Source organism: Alysiella crassa DSM 2578 (assembly GCF_000745955.1).
GTDB lineage: Bacteria > Pseudomonadota > Gammaproteobacteria > Burkholderiales > Neisseriaceae > Simonsiella > Simonsiella crassa.
Genome location: NZ_JQKH01000047.1, coordinates 1 through 19,560 on the forward strand (window position 1 = coordinate 1; position 19,560 = coordinate 19,560).

The window sequence follows — 19,560 nt, forward strand, 5'->3', positions numbered from 1 at the left end:
GGGTTAGGGTGGGGGTTCGTTGATTTTCAAGACAATTAATTTATTCCACAAATTTTCCCCCACCCTAGCCCTCCCCCGTTGGAGACGGGGGAGGGGACAGGTTTGTGGTTATTTCAAAAAATTGTCGTGTACTGAAAGGCTACCTGAAGAATAGGGCAGCCTGAAACATTGTTTTATCGTGAATTCAATTTAAACCAGTACCGTGTTGTCCGCCCTTATGTTGGGTGTACACGGTGGTCTCTGTCGCCTTGTCGTGATTTAAATTGAATCCACTATAATGGATATTTTTTCTTTTCAGGCAGCCTGAAACCATGAAACTGATTATATTAGACCGTGATGGCGTGATTAATCACGACCGCGATGATTTCGTCAAATCCCCCGAAGAATGGCAGCCCATCACAGGCAGCCTAGATGCAATTGCCTTGTTGAGCCAAGCAGGTTACACGCTTGCCGTTGCCAGCAATCAATCGGGCATTGCACGAAAATACTTTACCGTGCAAACATTGAATGAAATGCACAGCAAAATGCACAAATTGGTACGCCAAGCAGGTGGCGAAATCAGCGGCATTTGGTATTGCCCCCATTCTGCCGAGCATAAATGCAATTGCCGCAAACCCAAATCGGGCATGATTATTGATATATTACAACGATTTAACGCGGAAGCGGAAGAAACATGGTTGGTCGGCGACAGTTTGCGTGATTTGCAAGCGATTGCCCATGTGGGCGGTAAATCCGCATTGGTGAAAACAGGCAAGGGATTGAAAACATTAGAAAATGAAGAAAATAAGCTGCCTGAACACACGCTGGTGTTTGATGACTTAATGGCGTTTGCCCAATTTGTGATACAGGACGAATGAGATGAGCCTGAAACAATCGTTTAAAAAATTCAAAATAAAATTGCGTGAATGGCGCGTTTCTCTTGCGAAACAAATGCTTGACCGTGAGCCGCCGCCCAGCCACATACCGCTCGCACAAGCGCGTAACATCTTGTTTTTGCGACAAGATGGTAAAATTGGTGATTTTGTCGTCAGCTCATTTGTGTTTCGCGCCATCAAGCAGCAACGCCCAGAGGCGAAGATTGGCGTGTTGTGCAGCCGCGAAAATGCTTATTTATTTGAAAACAATCCCGATATTGATCACCTGCATATTGTGGCAGAACGCGGCGTATTGCCCTATTATCAAATGGGTAAACAATTAAAAAATCAATATGATGTCGTGATTGAACCGACTTTGGTTTTTCGCGTTCGGGAACTTGTTTTGTTGCGAACCATTGCAGCGCCGTATAATTTAGGCTACCTGAAAGCGGATTACCGTATTTTCAATCACCACATCAGTGATTCACAATTGCATTACAGCGAAATTTATTGCAAATTATTGAATTTAATCGGTATTGAAAATGTGGATACGCGTTACAGGCTGCCTGAACAGCCCGAAGCCGAACAGCGCATTGCCGAATTTTTGCAACAACAGCAATTGACTGATTATATTGCACTTAATTTTTTTGGTGCAGCGCGTAGTCGCCGTTTCACGCCCGACAGTATTCGCACGATTTTGGACACGCTCACGGCGGAATTACCACAACAAAAATGGCTATTGCTCGGTTTTCCTGAAGTGAATGGGTGGCTAGTGGAACTGGTGCAAGCGTATTCATGCTGCTATCTATTTGAAAATACAAAAACTATTTTTGATAATATTGCTTTGATTCGCCACGCCAAAGCGGTGGTTTCGCCCGATACGTCTATGGTGCATATTGCGGTGGGATTAGATAAGCCATTGATTTCCATGTATAATTCTGATGAACAAAATTTTGCCAATTGGTATCCCTATTCGCAGCAAGCACAGATTTTGCGTTATCAGCAAAACATCAATGAAATCAATGCAGCAGAACTCATCCCCATGCTCGCAAAAATCGTATAAAATACGCCCCCTTTTATTTTTTCAGGCAGCCTGAATATGCTTTTACTTCGTAATGTGATTTATTGGATTATCTTATTGATTAGTTTGCCAATTATGTTTTTTTGCGGCTTACCATTTACCCTATTGCCCAAAGGCGCGAATAGGGTGGGGAGGACGTGGTCGCGTTGCATGTTGTGGTGTTTGAAAAACATTATTGGGCTGAAATATGAAGTGCATGGCGCGGAAAATATTCCACAAAATCCTGCCATTATCTGCTCCAAACACCAAAGCGGCTGGGAAACGCTGGCATTGCAAGAAATTTTCCCCTTGCAAGTGTATGTGATGAAAAAAGAGCTGTTTATGATTCCATTTTTTGGCTGGGGTTTGCGTTTGGCGAATATGATTGCGATTGACCGCAGTAAGGGTAAACAGTCTATGGAATATATGTTAAAACAAGGGTTTAAGCGCAAAGAAGATGGTTTTTGGATTACCATTTTCCCCGAAGGCACGCGCATGAAAGCGGGCGAGCGTGGCAAATACCGTTTGGGCGGTGCGCGTATGGCGAAAACTTTGGAAATGGATTTGGTGCCTGTGGCATTGAATAGCGGCGATTATTGGGCAAAAAATTCGTTTTTAAAACATAGTGGTACGATTCAAGTGGTGATTGGTAAACCGATTCCGCATACTTTAGGCAGCGAAGAGGAATTGATGGCAGCTTGCGAGAATTGGATTGAAGAACAGCAAGTTAAAATCAATGGGCGTGGCTCAAAATATCAGGCGTGATACATTTTCAGGCAGCCTGAAAATATATAAAGTCATTGATATTTAATGAAATTTCAATATTATTGTAGTATGTTTCGCAAAAACAGGCAGCCTGAAAACCCATTTATTTTTCAGGCTGCCTGCATATTTTATTCAATTAAATCATTAAGCTAACTTGCTAGCTGCATCACGCAAAGCAGTACGCAAACCTTCTTCAATCACAGGATGATAGAAAGGCATATCCAACATTTCAGGAACAGTCATGCCAATTTGGTGCGACCACGCCAATAAATGCGCCACGTGTTCCAAAGATGGACCAAAACCTTCTGCGCCCAATAAACGCCCTGTTTTCTTGTCGGCATACACGCGCAAATGACCTTTATTGACCAACATGACACGGCTACGACCTTGATTTTTAAATGAAACTTGACCAATTGCCACTTTGTTTTCCAAATCATCGCCATAAATATCTTGTAAGGCACTAAAACGTGTACCCACCGAAATAATTTGCGGATTGCTGAACACCACGCCAATTGGACTGCGGCGTAAACCATTGTTAATATTTGGGAATTTTCCCGCATTCTCACCTGCGATTTTGCCTTGGTCGCTAGCTTCATGCAGCAGTGGCAGTTGATTGGACGCGTCGCCTGCAATGAAAATATGCGGGATGCTGGTTTGCATGGTCAAAGGATTGGCAATGGGTACACCTCGTTCATCTTTCACAATGTCAATGTTTTCCAAGCCAATATTGTCCACATTTGGACGGCGACCTACCGCAGAAAGCAAATAATCCGCCACAAATACGCCACTTTCACCATCGTTTGTCCAATGAATTTCCACTTTGCCATCAGCGTTTAATTTCGCTTCAGTGTGGGAATGCAGACGCAATGGCACTTCTGCACTAAAGGTTTCAATGGCTTCTTGCAAAATCACAGGGTCGGAAATGCCACCCAAATGACCGCCCACACCAAAAATTTCCACGTTTACGCCCAAGCGCGACAAAGCCTGTCCCAATTCCAAACCAATCACACCCGGTCCAAACACCGCCACGCTTTCAGGCAGCGTTTCCCATGAGAATACATTGTCATTAACAATCAATTTGTCGCCCAAATTTTCCCATTGTGGCAAAGTAATGGGGCGCGAGCCTGTGGCAATCACAATGCGGTCGGCTTTGATTTGCGTGTGGTCATCAATTTGAATGGTATGCTCATCAACAAATTTGGCTGTACCCATAATACGGCGTTCTGCTGGCCATTCTTCCACATCGCTCACGACAAAACCCACAAAGCGGTCGCGTTCTGCTTTAACACGATTCATTACTTCTACACCATTGACTTCAATGGAATTTTTATCCAGATGTACACCAAATGGGTCGGTATGCAAAGCGTGATGGCGTGCTTCTGCTGCCGCAATCAGCAATTTAGAGGGCATGCAGCCCACGCGTGCGCAGGTTGTGCCATACACATGACTTTCAATCAAATACACATTTTCTGTGTGCAAACGCGCATTGCGAAACGCCCCCATGCCTGCAGAGCCTGCACCCAAAACCACTACATCTGCTTGTAAATGTTTCATAATTTAATCCTATTAAGAATAGTAATTTATTAGTTAAAACCTATCACTATGGTTTGAAAAAAGAGTTATTCAGGCAGCATGACTATTTTACAATAATTCAGGCTGCCTGAATAACCCTAAAGCTATTCAGGGGCACAATGCCAGAAAAGGAGGAGAAAACTGTCATTGTGCCAAAGTGGGTGCGTCAGAAAAGGAGGAGAAAACTGCCGCACCCTTGAGTGAAATGTGATAGTGATTCTACAGCAGATTTTGATTGAATAAAATGCCTTTTGTAGCTCATCAATCGGGTTAATTGAATTATTTATTAGCCAGGAATTTTTCCAAATCTTCGCTGCCACCGATGTATTGACCACCGATGAATACTTGTGGGGCAGTGGCTTTGCCTGTAATCGCACGTATGGAAGTGATGGAAGCATCACGTCCTAATACGATTTCTTCAAAGGCATAACCTTTTGATTTTAATAATTCTTTTGCTTTTGCGCAGAATTGGCAACCAGGTTTGCTGATGATGGCTACAGATTCCTGTGGTACCCAATTTGGGTCAATGTGTTTCAACATGGTGTCGGCGTCAGACACTTCAAATGGGTCGCCGTCTTTTACTGGCTCAATGAACATTTTTTCAATTTTGCCATCGTTCACAATCATGGAATAACGCCAAGAACGGTTGCCAAAACCCAATTGTTCTTTGCTTACCAACATGCCCATGCCGCGAGAAAATTCGCCGTTGCCATCGGGTACCACGATGATGTTTTCTGCTTCTTGGTCAGCCAACCAAGCGTTCATCACAAATGTATCGTTTACAGAAATACAAACAATGCTGTCCACGCCGCGTTTTTTGAATTCGCCAGCCAATTCATTGTAGCGTGGCAAGTGTGTAGATGAGCAAGTTGGGGTGAACGCACCAGGCAATGAGAATACGGCAACTTTTTTGCCTTTGAACAAGTCGTCAGTAGAAACATCTACCCACGCGTCATCTTTGCGCGTGTGGAATACTACTGATGGTACGTTTTGACCTTCTAATTCTGCTGCGGTTTTGATTTGTACAGACATTTTTGAATCTCCGAGATTATGTTTATGCTAAAATTTAAGTAATATATTATAGTTTAAATAGATGATTTTGTCTCATTTATTGTTTAAATGGTTTGAATTATCTAGCAATAATAATTATTTTTTATTAGTTCTTAAGTATTAATTGATTTTATAAATTTATGAATACAATCTGTTATTTGTTTTGCAATGTGATAGACAATTTTGGCGATATTGGCGTGTCGTGGCGTTTGGCGCGGGAATTGCGGACACGCTTGGATTGGCAAGTGTTTTTGTTTGTGGACGATGATGTGGCTTTAAAGTGGATTGCGCCTGAATTTGCCAGCGAAAAAAATATTTTGATTAAACAATGGGTTGAGAATAAAAGCGCGGATTTGGACGGAGTGCCGCCGCCCAATGTGGTGATTGAGACTTTTGCGTGCAGGCTGCCTGAAAATGTGTTGACAAAAATGAAGCAAAATCAGGCAGTTTGGTTAAATTGGGAATATTTGAGCGCGGAAGATTGGGCGGTGCGCACGCATGGTATGCAGTCGCTGCAAGCCGATGGTTTTGCGAAATATTTTTGGCAAATGGGGTTTGTGGCGGCAAGCGGCGGTTTGATTCGGGAACAGAATTTGTTGGATAAGTCATTGTCTAAAAATCATTATTCTGTTTCAGGCAGCCTGAAAGTTTTATTATTTGGCTATGAAAGCGCGGCGTGGGTGGACGTTTTGGCGGCGTGGCAACAATTGGGTTGGCAGATGGAAATTGATGTGGTTGGTGTTCAAGTAATTGAAAGTTTAAAGAAATTTGGATATTTGCCCGCCATCGCATTCACAGAAAATCAGCGTGAATGGTTTTCAGGCAGCCTGAAAATTCGCCAAATAGATTTTGTGCCACAAGCGGATTTTGATGATTTATTGGCGCAATATGATTGGCTATTTGTACGTGGCGAGGACAGTTTTGTTCGCGCTCAATTTGCAGGTAAGCCATTCTTTTGGCACATTTATCCGCAAGATGAAAGGGCACATTTGGAGAAATTAGACGCGTTTTGGCAATTGGCGTTTGGGGAAAATGGGGCAGCGTGGCAAGTGGCACATAGGGCGTTGTCGGGCGAATTAAATGGTGGTTGCAGGCTGCCTGAACAGGTACGTTTGGCGCATTGGCAGACTTTGCGAGAACAGTCGGCGGCGTGGCAGAATTGGGTATTGCGTTGGCAAGAAAGTTTGTTCAATCAAACGGATACGGTTACGCGTTTGGCGAACTGGTTGGCGCAATCGGTGAAATAGCGACAATTGGGCGCAGTTTTTGGGTTTTCAGGCTGCCTGAATGTGCAAATTCAGGTAAAATTATGCCCATTTTATGTATTTATTTTATTGAAATTTATGAAACTGAATCGTCGTCAATTTCTTGTGTCTGCCGCCGCATTGGCAGGTAGTTCTTTAACCGCTTGCCGCCCCAATTTGGATAATTATCAGCAAGCAGAACAAGCCATGCGCTACCGTAGTGCCAGCGCGGAAGTAGTTGCTACTTTGCAAAAAACACCATTTTATCCGCCTGCTTTGATGGGCTTGCGCGGTGATCACGATGGCAGTCAAATGGGCGCACACGAAGTGGCATTGAAAGAAAAAACATTTACTTTCCCACAATCTGCTCCTGAACAGTTTGATTTGATTGTGGTGGGTGCAGGGGTAAGCGGTTTAACGGCGGCGTACACATTTCATAAACAGCAGCCTGAAGCCAAAATTTTGATTGTGGATAATCACGATGATTTTGGTGGACATGCCAAACGCAATGAGTTTACGGTAGATGGTAAATTATTGATTACTTACGGCGGTAGCGAATCTTTGGACAATCCGCGCAATGATTTCAGCAAAACTGCAAAGGGTTTGTTGAAAGATTTGGGTGTGGATTGGCAGAAATTTGACACTTATTATCAACATGGTTTGTATGAAAAACAATGGGGTATGAAACAAGCGGTGTTTTTCAGGCAGCCTGCGTTTAGTGAAAACAAATTAACGGCTTTTCCGCTTGCGGATAAAATGGAAAGTCGTGATATTTTGGCGCAATTCCCTTTGCCTGATGAGGATAAAGCGGCGTTGATTGAATTGTTTACCGCGCCGAAAGATTATTTGCGTGGTAAAAAACGCAAGGAAAAACAAAAATATGCCGCCGAAACTACCTATTACGATTTTTTGAAAAACGATGTGAAATTACCCGAAAAAGCGTTGGCGTTTTTGACCAATATCAGTATGGATTATTGGGGACATCCGATTAATGCGATTTCGGTGCAAGATGCCTTGGATAGCAGCTTTGGTGTGAGCGATGATGAGGGTTACCCAGGTGTGAAAAAATTAGGCATTCCCGCCGATAAGGAGGCAAAAGAGCCATATATTTACCATTTTCCTGATGGCAATGCCACCATTGCTCGTTTATTAGTGCGCCAGATGATTCCGAATGTGGCGGCTGGCAACACAATGGAAGACGTGGTTACGGCAAAATTTGATTATGAACAATTGGATAAGCCCGATAATTTAGTCAAAATTCGTTTGAATACCACCGCTTTACGCATTGAAAATCAAGGGGATTGGGTTTCAGTAGGCTGCCTGAAAACGGGGCAATCTGAATTGTTGTTGGCGCAAGCGAAAAAAGTGATTTACGCGGGACACGCCGCTCTTGCGCCACACATTATGCCCGAAATGCCGCAAGTACAGAAAGATGCGATGAAAACCAATGTGAAAATTCCGATGGTTTATGCAAAAGTTGCGTTGAAAAATGCACGTGCATGGCAAAAATTGGGTGTGAGTGATTTGTATATTCCTGATTCTCCGTATGTGTTGGCAAAATTAGATTATCCTGTGAACATTGGCGATTATCTGCACGCCAAAACGCCTGATGAGCCAATTGTTTTACATTGTGTGCGTATTGCCACCGCGTTTGATGGCGAAACAGCGCGTGATAAATACCGTAATGGACGCCGCGCCCTGATTCGCCAGCAAGAAGCAGATTTGAAAGCGGAATTAATGGAATTTTTAAACGCATTTTACGCTTTAGTAGGCGAAAATGCAGATGATGTAGTGGTGGATATGACACTTAATCGCTGGGCACATGGTTATAGTTATGAACAGGTTACGCTATGGGATTCAGATGAATTTACCGAAAAAACAACACAGGCGATGCAACAAAAAATTGGCAATATTTTCATGGCAAATTCTGATGTGGCGTGGATGCCGTATTTGCAAAATGCGATTGATGAAGGTGTTCGGGCGGCAAAAGAAGCGTTGGCATGATTTTGTGTTAAAATTTGGGTGTTTTTGGGCAGCGTTGGTGTGTTAATTTGCAGGCTGCCTGAAAGGTGAATATTAACTAATCATTTGTTTACAAGAGAAAAATATGAATATTACCATATTGGGTACAGGCGCGTGGGGCACGGCTTTGGGTATGCACTTTGCTTTGCATGGACATGGCGTTAAAATGTGGTCGCACAACGCGGCACACGCGCAAATCATGCAAGAATCGCGTTTCAATGAACGTTATTTGCCCGATTTCAGGCTGCCTGATAATTTAAACGTGTTTAGCGATTTATCACAGGCTTTGACAGATGCTGAATTGATTTTGGTGGTTACGCCTGTGGTGGGTTTGCGCGACAGTTTGGTACGCGTGAAAGAAGCAGGTTTTGGACATTTGCCTGTATTGACGGCGTGTAAAGGTTTTGAATTAGACAGTGGTTTGCTGACTTATCAGGTGGCGCAAGAAGTCTTGCCTGATAATACGAAAATTGGCGTGTTATCAGGCCCCAGCTTTGCGCAGGAATTGGCGAAACAATTGCCGTGTGCGGTGTGTTTGGCTTCGGAAAATTTTGAGTGGATTAAAAAAGTCAGCGCGGATTTGAATACCAATGTGATGCGCTTATACGCCAATGATGATGTGTTGGGCGTGGCGGTGGGCGGCGCGGTGAAAAATGTGATGGCGATTGCCACAGGTTTGTCAGACGGTTTGGGTTATGGCTTGAATGCGCGTGCGGCTTTGGTAACACGCGGTTTGGCGGAAATCACACGTTTGGCTGTGGCGATGGGGGCACAGCAAAAAACGATGATGGGCTTGGCGGGCATGGGCGATTTGATTTTGACCTGTACGGGCGCATTGTCGCGTAACCGCAAAGTGGGCTTGGGTTTGGCAGAAGGCAAAACCTTGCACCAAGTTCTGAAAGAAATCGGACACGTTGCCGAAGGCGTACCCACCATTGACGAAGTGCATAATGCCGCCGCCAAATACCAAATTGAAATGCCGATTACGGCGATGTTGTACCAATTGGTGCGCAATGAATTGAGTGTGAAAGACATTGTGGAACGCTTAATGCAGCGCGAACCGACCAGCGAATGAATAATGATGTTGCATGATTTTCAGGCTGCCTGAAAATCATGCCAATGCCAATTTAAAGATGTGTCGTGTAATCAAACCCTATCAAGAGAATAGCCATGACTGAAACCCTAGCCCAACTGGAAAGCAAATTACAAGAGCTGATTAAAACCATCAGCCAAAGCAAAATTGAACAAGGTAAGTTGCAACAACAGCTTACCCAGTCGCGCAATCATTTGGAAAGCGTGAATCAAGAGCTGGAAGAAAAACAGCAACAGCTTGAAGTGGAACGAAAAAAACGCCCTGGCGATGCCGCCGCACAAAAATTCATCGCAGAATTGGAAGGTAAATTGACCACGCATGAACAGCAAATTCAATTGCTGGAAAAAGAGCGTGTGAATTTGCGCGACCAAATTGCATTTTTGCAGGGCAATTTGCAAACGCGTGAGCAGGAATGGCAGGAAAAATTTGACACGGCACAAACGGTTTGGACGGGCAAACGTCAAGAATTAACCGATAAAGTTCAGGCGACCAGCGCGGCTTTGCAGGAAAAAGAGTTGGCTTTGGAGCAGGCACAGCAGGATTTTGCCGTTGCCAGTGAAATGAAAGAGCGCGATTGGCAAGAAAAATTGCAAGAAGCCAAATCGGTAGCAGAAACGCAATTGCGCGAATTGAAAAATCAGGTTTTAGACATTCAAAAAAATGCCGAGCTGAAACAGGAAGAATGGCAAGATAAATTGGCGCAAGCAGAAGCGGTCGCTGAAGTGCAAGCGCGTCAATTCAAAGAGCAATTGAAAGTGGCGCAAGGCGAAGCGCAAGAGCGTATTCAGTCTTTGGAAACGCGTTTGGCGGAGCAGGAAGAAGCGGCTTTGCAAGAAGCGACTTTGCTGACGGAAAAAATCACGTTGGCGGAAACCAATGCTTTGAAACAGCAACAAGATTGGCAGGAAAAATTCTTTGCCAGCGAGAAAAAATCGCAGGAATTTGAAGCGAAATTGTATGTCGCGGAAAAAGCTGCCGAGCGTCAAGCCAATGATTTCCAAGAAAAATTGGAATTGTTGCAAACGCAATTGAAAGCCGCCGAAGGCGCAAGCGAAACGCAAATTGATATTCTGACCACCAAATTGAAAGAACGCGAAGAAGCGGCAGAAGCCCAAATTCAAAGTTTGCGCGACCAGCTTCAGGCTGCTAAAGAAGCGGCACAACAGGAAGTGGAAGCGGCGAAAAAACAAGCGGCTGAACGTGCGGAGCAAATTGTTCAATTAATTGATAAATTAAAAGTTTCCGAGCGTGCGGGCGAGGCTTTGGCGCAGGAATTGCAAGACCAGCTTCAGGCTGCCTTAAATAAAAATGAGATTTTGCAGACCAATTTGGAGCAGGAAGAACAGCGTTTCCAAAACGAAGCAGAACAATTGAAAGCGGCACATCAGGCAGAATTGGCGGAAGTGGGGCAGCGTTTGGGCGAGGAAATTGGTAAGCTGAATGAGCAGTTGAAAAACGAAAAAGCTGCTTTACAAACGCAAATGTTCAAATTAAATAGCCAAAATCAGGAATATCGCAGCATGTTGTTGCAAAATGTATCGCAATTGCGGCATTTGTTGAGCCGTTTGCCTGTTGATGAGCGTGCGGCGGACGATGATTTGGATTTGGGCGATGATTTTAAGGATAAAAGCGTATGAATATCGAGCAAATTAATGTTTCCATTTTAAATCGGCAATTTACGATTGGCACGCCCGAAAGTGAACGAGATACTTTATTGCAAGCGGTGGATTTGTTGAACCAAAAAATCTTGGCAATTCAATCGGCTGGGCGTAATATGGAAACGGATAAAATCGTGATTATGGCGGCTTTGAATTTGACGCATGATTTGTTGAAGCTGATGAATGAAAATAAGGTATTGGCAGAATCGGAAATTGAGCGTAGAATAACGTCATTGATTGAGATGTGCGATAAAGCATTAACATCTTGATTTAACCAGTTAAATTTCCCTGCTGTGTTCGTGTAGGCATACATTCCTTTGAACCAATAAAGTTTGCTATAGGTTGTCGGGAGTTGTAACAGGAGCGAGTGTTCCCCCGTTGGAATGCACCCGAAGTTACCCGAGATGACCGCCCTTGTTTAACAAGGTTCAAGCGGACTCAGCCGAAAGCGGCACAAGCGGGGTTCTATTTGAAAAACCATCAAGTTTTTTAACTTGATGGTTTTTTTGTGTTCCAGGCTGCCTGTGGATTTATGGTTTTTTTAAAATATTGATTAATAAATTATTCTGTTCGGGCGCGCCAATGGTAATGCGTAAACAGTTGTCTAATAATGGGTGGCTACCGTGTAATTTTTTAATCAAAATTTTGTTTTCTTTCAATTTGTTGAATACTTTTTCGGCTTCGGCAATGCGTATGGTGATGAAATTGGCTTGGCTGGGGAAGACGGTGGTATTGGGTAATTGGCTGATTTCATGGCTTAATCTGGCGCGTTCTGCGGTTAAGATGGCGATGTGTTGGTCTATCCAGCTTTTGTGTTGCAGGGCGAATTTGGCGGCGGTAAGGCTGAGCCAGTTCATATTGTAGGGCGGTAAAATTTTGGCTAATTCATTGATTAAATTGGCATGACCCGCGGCATAACCCAAGCGCAATCCTGCGAAACCAATTTTGCTCATGGTACGCATAATCAGTAGGTTTTCAGGCTGCCCTGCTTGTGGGAGAAAGCTGTCGGAACTGAATGCGCCATAGGCTTCGTCAATCACGACTATGCCTGTGGCGGCGTTGATGATGGCTTGCACGTCTTTGCGGCGGAAGGGTACGCCTGTGGGATTATTGGGGTAGGCGATGAAGATGATGGCGGGCTGGTGTTCGGCGATGGCGGCGAGCGTGGCGGCGAGATTGAGCGTGAAATCGGGGTTGAGCGGCACGGATACATAATTCAGCCCAAACAATTCGGCATTGTGGCGATACATGACGAAGCTGGGTTCAAGCGCAAGTAGGGTAGCGTTGGGTTTGGCAACGAGCAGGGTTAAAAATTGGATTAATTCATCTGAACCATTGCCCAGTGCAATTTGGGCGTGTTCGGGAATGTTAAATGCTTGACGCAATTCATTTTGTAAGCCGCTGGTGGCGGGGTTGGGGTAGCGATTGATGGGGGCGGTGGCGAGTTGGCTTGCCAATTGGTTTTGTAATTCTGTGGGGAATTGGTAGGGGACTTCCATTGCATCTAATTTGATGAAATCGTTGGGAATATTGGCAATTTGGTAAGCGGTTTGTGCCAAAATATTGGGGCGGATAATGTGATTCAGCATGATTGTGTTCCTGTCAATAAAAATTCTGACTATAGCACAGTTTTGTGGTTTTTCAGGCAGCCTGAAACGCACAATTCGCCCAAATTCGCTGATTTTTGTTAGAATAAAGTTAATTTATTTATTGATGGGTTGAATTATGTCCACATTTGTCCCCTTATTTCATCGCACTTGGTTTCGTGCCACGCTGGTGTGCAGCGTTTTGGCGGCGGCTGGTGTGGGTGGCGCATACGCCGCGTTTTACCGCTATTCCGATTTTGAGCATTTGCAACAATTGGCGGCGGAATCCATGACGGGCAATGCGCGTAAAATCACGTTTGACACGCAAGTGGAACGTGAATTGTTGCCGCGCCCAACCGTGATTTTGAAAAATGTTACCTTGAGCGAAACCGATGGACGCACCCCAGCCGTTACCGTGAAAGAAGCGCGTGTGGGCGTGGCGTGGACGAGTCTATTGGGCAATTGGACAGTTGAAAAATTGGTATTAAACGATTTGGCAACCGTGATAACGCGTGAAGACGATGGTAAATGGAATTTTGCCGATTTATTGGATTCGCAAAATAAACGTCAAGTCTCGTTTAATCGTATCATCTTGAATAATGGCAATATTTTATTACAAGCATTTGGGCGACGCATACAGTTAAATAATTTAACTTATCAACAAACACCGCAAAATCAAACAGGTATCCCCTACGCCTTTTCTGCCGACGCGAGCAACCCCGAATGGCAAGAATTAAAATTAAAAGCACAAGGGCATATGAACACGAGTGCGGGCGGTTTCCGTTTTCCTGATTTTGTTATGCAATTTGAAGGTGATGAAAACGGTCGCCATTTTTCAGGCAGCCTTGTGAGCAATGTAGGCTTTAAAGAGGGGCATTTTGTTGCCAAAGATAATAAGCTGGTGGTGCGTACCGACCGTTTGACAGGGCATGCTGATGTGAATATTGACAATATTGTTGGCGAAAATAAATATTTATTGTTGAACAATATCAACAGCGTGTTTACAGGCAGCCTGAACACCAATAATCGCTTAAACGGCACGCTGGTGTCGCGTCAAGCCAAATTGGACGTGAATCAGCTTGCCAGCGATGAATTAACCATTAATTTGTCGTCTAAAACCGCAGACAGCGATAATTTGAATTTTACCGCCATCACCGCCGCTAATTGGCATATTCAAAACGGTTTGAATTTACCGAAATTTCAATTATCTACGCGCCAAGATCGCCCCAATGGTTTGCCCAGATTCTTATCTGATTGGACAGGCAGCCTGAAAGTAGTAAACGAGAAAAATTGGCAAGCCCAAGCCCAAGGGCATTTTGATAAACACCCAGTTGCGCTCGCTTTTGAACGCGAACACAATACAATTAATGGCGCGGTTCAGCTTGCTAAAATTGATTTTGCCAACTATATGGACGGCGTAGAACAAAATATTGACAACCCCTATCCCGAATGGCTCACGGGCGCGTTGGTGGCGAATGTGGATTTGGATGTGGGCGCAATGAGTATTCCCACGCTGGAAGTTTATAATATTAAAACCAAATTACGCGCCACCAGCAAAGAAATTCGCCTAGAACCGTTTAGCGCGGATTTGTACGGTGGGCATACCGAAGGCATGTTGATGTTGAACAATCAGCAGCCTGTGCAATATGTGATGAAACAAAAAGCGAGCGGCGTACAAGTTCGCCCCATGATGCAAGATTTGTTCCGTAACGGCACAATTGCGGGTAAGGGCGACGTGGAATTGAGCTTCACCACCACAGGCGCGAATCGCCAAGAATTGACCGAAAGCCTTTCAGGCAGCCTGAACATGAACGTGAAAGATGGTTCATGGTATGGCATTAATATTCGTGAATTGATGAAAGCAGCCGCCGCCAGTGATGGCACAGGTGTGTTGAAACTCACGTCCACAGACGGCGGCACGCCATTTGATACCTTTGAATTTAAAAGTAAAATTGACAATGGCGTGAGCAAACACAGCTCCAATAGCCACTTCACCAGCCCATTGGTGGGCATGGCGGCGAAAGGCGAAACCAATTTGTATAGCGGTCGCATGAGTGAAGACATTAACCTGTTGAGTAATAATGGTAAAGACACCCTGCCTTTGCGGATTACAGGCACAATGGACAATCCTGCCATCAGCTTGAATTACCAGAAAATCACATCGGGTTTGAAAACACCTGAAGAGAAGAAAAATGCCGTAACCGAAGCCATTAAAAAACAATGGGATTGGATGCGCGAGCAGGGCAAAAAATAAATTCAGGCAGCCTGAAAACTGGGTATAAGCCAAATGGTGCAACTATTTTGCAAATTAAAATAAACTTTGTTTTATTATAAAACAAATGGTTAATTAAAATAATGTAAAATAATCGCACCATAGGGTTTACAAAAAAAATATGTCGCACTATAATTCAATCTTTCTTGATTAACGCAGCAAACAAGAAGCGTTAGAAACTGCACCCGTAGCTCAGTTGGATAGAGTATTTGGCTACGAACCAAAGGGTCGGGCGTTCGAATCGCTCCGGGTGCGCCATCAAGAAAAGGCACTATTATCCGCGCCCATCGTCTAGCGGTTAGGACATCGCCCTTTCACGGCGGTAACCGGGGTTCGATTCCCCGTGGGCGTGCCAGTTTATGAAAAACCTGTTTCGTTATGAAACAGGTTTTTTCTTATGTGAAATTTGGTTGATAGGAAAAATAAGAATGGAAGCAAAGGTTTATTTGCAAACGCAGGAATACATTGCCTTGTGTGATTTGTTGAAATTGGCGGGTTTGGTGGATAGCGGAGGGCAGGCAAAAGCGGTGATTGCGGCGGGTGAAGTGTTACGTAACAACAGTGTGGAAACGCGTAAAACCGCTAAAATTCGTGGTGGTGATGTGATTGAATTTGCTGGCGCAGTTTTGGAAGTGTGCGATGGCTACGACCCAGAAGAATGAGTTTCCCGAAGCACTCTTGCCACAACCTGTGCCACCTGAATCGTGGGAATGTTGCGGCAGCGAGTGCGGCGACGCGTGTATTTTGACGATTTATTATCGGGATAAGGCGGAATATGACGCGCAACAAAAGCGTTTGCGTGAATTTTTGGCGCAGCAGGAACATTTTTGATTTTACTCTATTTTGTTGTATTTTCCCCTTTTTAGGCAGCCTGAACGCTCATTTTCAGGCTGCCTGAATTTTTGGCAATGCTATAATTCTACTATTCAAAAAATTGACCTCATTGAACATCATGCCCACTGATTTTCTCGCCCAATATCAGCCCAATGCCACCACGACTTTGGCATTGTGGTATATCCAACATTTTGAAAAACAAGGCACTTGGCAAAAAGATTTCGCGTTTGAAAAAAAATTGCGCGATTGCCAATTGGATTACACGCTCGGCAGCTTGAAACGGATTGATGAGCTGCTGGCGCAAATTCGCCGTTTGAAACCAAATCCCGACACGTTTTTTCAACACGCCAATCATCAGGTGTTTTTGTTTACGGTGGCGTTTTATTGTGGCGAAGTGCGTGGGCGTTTGTTTCAGGCTGCCCCTGTTTGGTACACATGGCAGGAGTTTACTCATCAAGACGCTGATTTGATTGCACAATATCCGCACAGTTTGGATTATCAATTTGTGTGTGCGCTGCCTGATTCTGCGCCGTTTTTTCCGATTCAGGTAATTTTGTCGCGGCTGTTTGACGATGAACCCGCGCAAACTTTACACGCGGCGGTGGTGGGTTTGCAGGCTGCCTGCGCCGATGATGAAGTGTTGCCCGATACACCGCCGCACAATTTGCGTATCAATATGCACGAGCAATTAACGCACACGCCGATTGAATTTTTGCCGTATTTGCAAATGTTGCCGCCGACTTCATTGTATGGCGATGATTTGATGGCGCAAATTCGTGCTTTGCCAACTTTGTACACGAAAGGGCGCGTGGTGTGGGCGGCTTTGGTAAATGCGGACAATCGTTTGCTGGAATATGGTGAAACGGGTGCCAGCCGCGCCCAAATTATCTATGACCCAACTGGGCGAACCAGCGTGGCGCAATTGGACGGATTTGCGGAACAATTTTATCAATATCAACAAGATAATCCGAGTTTACCAAACGATAAAAATGAATTGTTCACGCCTGTGCCGAGTGAAATTTCGCATATGCCTTTGTTGGCAGGCAGCCTGTGGGTGTGGCGACCGCATTTGCCGAATGGGATGTTGACCTTGCCTGTGTTCCCGATTTTGATTGCGGATAATGTGAACGCGGCAACTGTGTTGCCCGCTAAATATTGGTCGGACACGGCGTGGTACGCCAAATGGTTGCAGCAGCAAGCGGAATTGAACGAGCAGCAAAGCAAAGAGCCACGCAGCAGCCAAGAAACCACTTATGCTTTTGAACATTTATTGCGGCAACAGCCTGATTTTTGGATTAATTTTCATGAATTGATGTCGCCGCAAGCGGAATCTTTGCCCGATTTGGGAACGCAGCCGCGCCATCACCCCGTTGTGCCGCACGAAAGCGACCAGCGATTTATTCAATTGTGTCGTGCGGACGCGATGATGACGTATCCGCGTGTGCGTGAACGCCGTCCGTCCATGCGGAAAGTGTTTGAATGTGCGAAACAAATTCAGCAACACGATACCAGCGAAACCTTTGAAAACGATGTGCAAATGTATGCCAAATTGCGTTTGCTGGATTGGCAAAATTTGCTGGCGGAAGTGGCTGAACCCTATCCGAAAGCGCGACCTTTGCCCAAAGTGGCGGCGGTTTTGCAGCGCGATAAATTGGGCGCGGCGCATGTTGCCAAACTGGTAGATTTTTTGCAAGAGCAGCGTTTTGCCCATCAGAATACCACGGCGATGTTGTATTTAAGTTATTTATATTATTCAGGAAAACTTGTTCCGCAATTTATTTTGGAAGCGGAAGGCAGCCTGAAACAGGCGTATGCTTTGGGCGATTATCGGGCGACCAAATGGTTGGCAGAAATGCTGTTGCTTGCGCCTGAACGCACGGCGGCTTTGTTGGCGGATGAAGTGGACAATCAGGCTTTGGAATTGGAACAGGCGTATCGGGCGGCGAAAGCGGCTGGCACATTTGATTATGATGAAGACGAGTTTATCAAACAAAAACAATTATTTATCTATGACCCATTCGCGCAATTGGAATGGGTGCGCCGTTTGCTGTATCGCGCCACCGAGCAGGGACACCCGAGCGCGAAACAGCGTCTTCACGAATTAATCGCGGAAGACAGGCTGCCTGAAACCGCCAGCGAAATGCGTTTTACCGATGTGAATGAATGGCTGATGGCGCATTTTAATTATCAACCCGATGATTTTAAATTGATTTATGATTAATTGCAGGCTGCCTGCATACTGATTTTTCACACAAGGATAACACCATGTTAAATATTGTTTTTTTAGACCGCGACACTTTGCCCACGCGCCCGTTGCAATTTGATTTTGAACACAGTTACACGGAATACGCGCTCACGTCTGCCGATGAAACTTATGAACGGGTAAAAGAAGCTGATATTGTGATTACCAATAAAGTGGTTTTAAATCAAGAGTTAATCGCCAAATTACCGCGTTTGAAATTGATTACTTTGGCGGCAACGGGTTACAACAATATTGATTTGCCTGCGGCGAAAGCGGCTGGCGTGAGCGTGTGTAATGTACGCGCCTATGGTAACGAAAGTGTGGCGGAACACGCGTTTATGATGATGTTGGCATTGAGCCGCAATTTGCCTGCGTATATGCGCGATGTGGCGGCTGGTGTGTGGCAACAAGCACCGTTTTTCTGTCATTACGGTGCGCCGATTCGGGATTTGAACGGTAAAACGCTGACGATTTTCGGGCGTGGCAATATTGGCAGTACTTTAGCGGGCTACGCACGCGCATTTGGTATGAACGTGATTTTTGGCGAACACAAACACGCCACCGCCGTGCGCGATGGCTATGTGGCGTTTCAGGCTGCCATTGAACAGGCGGATTTTATTTCCCTGCATTGCCCATTAAACGAGCAAACGCAAAACATGATTGGCGAGGCAGAACTCAAATCCATGAAACCCAACGCGATTTTGATTAATGTTGGGCGCGGCGGTTTGGCGGACGAACAGGCGGTATTGGCGGCATTGAAATATGGGCAATTGGGCGGCGCGGGTTTTGACGTACTGACCACCGAGCCACCGCGTGAAGGCAATCCATTGTTGGCGCATTTGCCGAATTTGATTGTTACGCCGCACATGGCGTGGGCGAGCAGCGAGGCTTTGGAAAATATGACCAATATTATTGAGAAAAATATCAATGCGTTTGTGGCGGGACAGCCGCAGAATGTGTTGTAACTAAGAACCTGTGTTCATAATCTTAATAGCTTGCTTTTATGGCTACTTCATGCGCCTACTGCGTTGGCTTTCCACGCCAATATGTTCAATATTGGCATGAAAAGCCGCCTTGTATTCGCAAGAATTATCCATAAAATCAAGCCATCAATCTTACGAACACAGGTTCTAAAATTCAGGCAGCCTGAAAAGCGTTTTCAGGCTGCCTGAAGATTATTTTTTGTCAATTAATTCAAATTTCCCCGTTTGCTTATTCAACAAAAATCCCTGCGTGGCACGGCGCAACATCGGCAAATCCACTGTCGCATCGCTGTATGCCACACTGTTCTCCCAAACCTGTTCGCCC

Annotated in this window: 16 protein-coding genes, 2 tRNA genes and 1 other RNA gene; 16 read left to right on the forward strand and 3 right to left on the reverse strand. The window is 45.0% G+C overall.

Annotation, left to right across the window (positions count from 1 at the left end; all coding sequences use genetic code 11):
• Window positions 1-311: 311 nt before the first annotated feature.
• From gmhB to Q338_RS07880, 3 genes are read left to right on the forward strand one after another with little or no spacing between them, the layout of a single operon-like run.
• Complete coding sequence (gmhB, locus tag Q338_RS07870) at window positions 312-857, forward strand: D-glycero-beta-D-manno-heptose 1,7-bisphosphate 7-phosphatase (RefSeq protein WP_034293937.1); 546 nt, start codon at window positions 312-314, stop codon at window positions 855-857.
• 1 nt (window position 858) lies between these two features.
• Window positions 859-1,917 carry a glycosyltransferase family 9 protein gene (locus tag Q338_RS07875; protein ID WP_051968554.1) on the forward strand — a complete coding sequence of 353 codons (1,059 nt, stop codon included), beginning with the start codon at window positions 859-861 and terminating at the stop codon, window positions 1,915-1,917.
• A 36-nt stretch (window positions 1,918-1,953) separates the two neighbouring features.
• Window positions 1,954-2,679, forward strand: a complete 726-nt coding sequence (locus Q338_RS07880; protein ID WP_034293940.1) for a lysophospholipid acyltransferase family protein — start codon at window positions 1,954-1,956, stop codon at window positions 2,677-2,679.
• Window positions 2,680-2,823: 144 nt separating this feature from the next.
• Here the strand turns inward: Q338_RS07880 and Q338_RS07885 are convergent, their stop codons facing one another.
• Window positions 2,824-4,233 (reverse strand): dihydrolipoyl dehydrogenase, encoded by a 1,410-nt coding sequence (locus Q338_RS07885; RefSeq protein WP_034293943.1) that lies wholly within the window; start codon window positions 4,231-4,233, stop codon window positions 2,824-2,826.
• Window positions 4,234-4,530: 297 nt separating this feature from the next.
• Window positions 4,531-5,283, reverse strand: coding sequence for a glutathione peroxidase (locus Q338_RS07890; RefSeq protein WP_034293946.1), 753 nt, complete (start codon window positions 5,281-5,283; stop codon window positions 4,531-4,533).
• Window positions 5,284-5,441: 158 nt separating this feature from the next.
• Between Q338_RS07890 and earP the strand changes: the two genes are divergently transcribed.
• The 6 genes from earP to ssrS all read left to right on the forward strand — a co-directional run bounded on the left by earP (window position 5,442) and on the right by ssrS (window position 11,786).
• Entirely contained in the window at window positions 5,442-6,548 is a 1,107-nt protein-coding gene (gene earP, locus Q338_RS07895; RefSeq protein WP_034293949.1) for an elongation factor P maturation arginine rhamnosyltransferase EarP, read from the forward strand.
• Between the two features lie 96 nt (window positions 6,549-6,644).
• Window positions 6,645-8,549: an NAD(P)/FAD-dependent oxidoreductase gene (locus Q338_RS07900; protein ID WP_034293973.1), complete on the forward strand. Its 1,905-nt coding sequence runs from the start codon at window positions 6,645-6,647 to the stop codon at window positions 8,547-8,549.
• A 103-nt stretch (window positions 8,550-8,652) separates the two neighbouring features.
• Window positions 8,653-9,642, forward strand: a complete 990-nt coding sequence (locus tag Q338_RS07905) for an NAD(P)H-dependent glycerol-3-phosphate dehydrogenase (protein WP_034293951.1) — start codon at window positions 8,653-8,655, stop codon at window positions 9,640-9,642.
• Window positions 9,643-9,737: 95 nt separating this feature from the next.
• Window positions 9,738-11,297, forward strand: coding sequence for a coiled-coil domain-containing protein (locus tag Q338_RS13775; protein ID WP_051968555.1), 1,560 nt, complete (start codon window positions 9,738-9,740; stop codon window positions 11,295-11,297).
• Entirely contained in the window at window positions 11,294-11,587 is a 294-nt protein-coding gene (locus Q338_RS07915; RefSeq protein WP_034293954.1) for a cell division protein ZapA, read from the forward strand. Before Q338_RS13775 ends, Q338_RS07915 begins: the two co-directional genes overlap by 4 nt.
• Before the next feature lie 13 nt (window positions 11,588-11,600).
• A non-coding RNA gene (gene ssrS / locus Q338_RS14085) (6S RNA) lies at window positions 11,601-11,786 on the forward strand.
• Between the two features lie 62 nt (window positions 11,787-11,848).
• Here the strand turns inward: ssrS and hisC are convergent.
• Complete coding sequence (gene hisC / locus Q338_RS07920; protein ID WP_034293956.1) at window positions 11,849-12,907, reverse strand: histidinol-phosphate transaminase; 1,059 nt, start codon at window positions 12,905-12,907, stop codon at window positions 11,849-11,851.
• Window positions 12,908-13,043: 136 nt separating this feature from the next.
• Between hisC and Q338_RS07925 the strand changes: the two genes are divergently transcribed.
• The 7 genes from Q338_RS07925 to Q338_RS07955 all read left to right on the forward strand — a co-directional run bounded on the left by Q338_RS07925 (window position 13,044) and on the right by Q338_RS07955 (window position 19,217).
• Window positions 13,044-15,158: an AsmA family protein gene (locus Q338_RS07925; RefSeq protein WP_034293959.1), complete on the forward strand. Its 2,115-nt coding sequence runs from the start codon at window positions 13,044-13,046 to the stop codon at window positions 15,156-15,158.
• A 199-nt stretch (window positions 15,159-15,357) separates the two neighbouring features.
• Window positions 15,358-15,434 (forward strand) — tRNA-Arg (locus Q338_RS07930).
• 22 nt (window positions 15,435-15,456) lie between these two features.
• Window positions 15,457-15,531 (forward strand) — tRNA-Glu (locus Q338_RS07935).
• A gap of 73 nt (window positions 15,532-15,604) precedes the next feature.
• Window positions 15,605-15,838, forward strand: a complete 234-nt coding sequence (locus Q338_RS07940) for an RNA-binding S4 domain-containing protein (protein ID WP_034293962.1) — start codon at window positions 15,605-15,607, stop codon at window positions 15,836-15,838.
• Window positions 15,816-16,007, forward strand: a complete 192-nt coding sequence (locus tag Q338_RS07945; RefSeq protein ID WP_034293965.1) for an oxidoreductase-like domain-containing protein — start codon at window positions 15,816-15,818, stop codon at window positions 16,005-16,007. The genes Q338_RS07940 and Q338_RS07945 overlap by 23 nt, the downstream gene beginning before the upstream one ends.
• A 121-nt stretch (window positions 16,008-16,128) precedes the next feature.
• Entirely contained in the window at window positions 16,129-18,231 is a 2,103-nt protein-coding gene (locus tag Q338_RS07950) for a sel1 repeat family protein (RefSeq protein ID WP_147293687.1), read from the forward strand.
• 44 nt (window positions 18,232-18,275) lie between these two features.
• Entirely contained in the window at window positions 18,276-19,217 is a 942-nt protein-coding gene (locus Q338_RS07955; protein ID WP_034293969.1) for a D-2-hydroxyacid dehydrogenase, read from the forward strand.
• The last annotated feature ends 343 nt before the right edge of the window (window positions 19,218-19,560 follow it).

What these genes read in the sequence shown, in the direction of transcription:
- gmhB (WP_034293937.1), top strand. Translation starts at nt 312, where the DNA reads ATGAAACTGATTATATTAGACCGTGATGGCGTGATTAATCACGACCGC.
- Q338_RS07875 (WP_051968554.1), top strand. Translation starts at nt 859, where the DNA reads ATGAGCCTGAAACAATCGTTTAAAAAATTCAAAATAAAATTGCGTGAA.
- Q338_RS07880 (WP_034293940.1), top strand. Translation starts at nt 1,954, where the DNA reads ATGCTTTTACTTCGTAATGTGATTTATTGGATTATCTTATTGATTAGT.
- Q338_RS07885 (WP_034293943.1), bottom strand. Translation starts at nt 4,233, where the DNA reads ATGAAACATTTACAAGCAGATGTAGTGGTTTTGGGTGCAGGCTCTGCA.
- Q338_RS07890 (WP_034293946.1), bottom strand. Translation starts at nt 5,283, where the DNA reads ATGTCTGTACAAATCAAAACCGCAGCAGAATTAGAAGGTCAAAACGTA.
- earP (WP_034293949.1), top strand. Translation starts at nt 5,442, where the DNA reads ATGAATACAATCTGTTATTTGTTTTGCAATGTGATAGACAATTTTGGC.
- Q338_RS07900 (WP_034293973.1), top strand. Translation starts at nt 6,645, where the DNA reads ATGAAACTGAATCGTCGTCAATTTCTTGTGTCTGCCGCCGCATTGGCA.
- Q338_RS07905 (WP_034293951.1), top strand. Translation starts at nt 8,653, where the DNA reads ATGAATATTACCATATTGGGTACAGGCGCGTGGGGCACGGCTTTGGGT.
- Q338_RS13775 (WP_051968555.1), top strand. Translation starts at nt 9,738, where the DNA reads ATGACTGAAACCCTAGCCCAACTGGAAAGCAAATTACAAGAGCTGATT.
- Q338_RS07915 (WP_034293954.1), top strand. Translation starts at nt 11,294, where the DNA reads ATGAATATCGAGCAAATTAATGTTTCCATTTTAAATCGGCAATTTACG.
- hisC (WP_034293956.1), bottom strand. Translation starts at nt 12,907, where the DNA reads ATGCTGAATCACATTATCCGCCCCAATATTTTGGCACAAACCGCTTAC.
- Q338_RS07925 (WP_034293959.1), top strand. Translation starts at nt 13,044, where the DNA reads ATGTCCACATTTGTCCCCTTATTTCATCGCACTTGGTTTCGTGCCACG.
- Q338_RS07940 (WP_034293962.1), top strand. Translation starts at nt 15,605, where the DNA reads ATGGAAGCAAAGGTTTATTTGCAAACGCAGGAATACATTGCCTTGTGT.
- Q338_RS07945 (WP_034293965.1), top strand. Translation starts at nt 15,816, where the DNA reads ATGGCTACGACCCAGAAGAATGAGTTTCCCGAAGCACTCTTGCCACAA.
- Q338_RS07950 (WP_147293687.1), top strand. Translation starts at nt 16,129, where the DNA reads ATGCCCACTGATTTTCTCGCCCAATATCAGCCCAATGCCACCACGACT.
- Q338_RS07955 (WP_034293969.1), top strand. Translation starts at nt 18,276, where the DNA reads ATGTTAAATATTGTTTTTTTAGACCGCGACACTTTGCCCACGCGCCCG.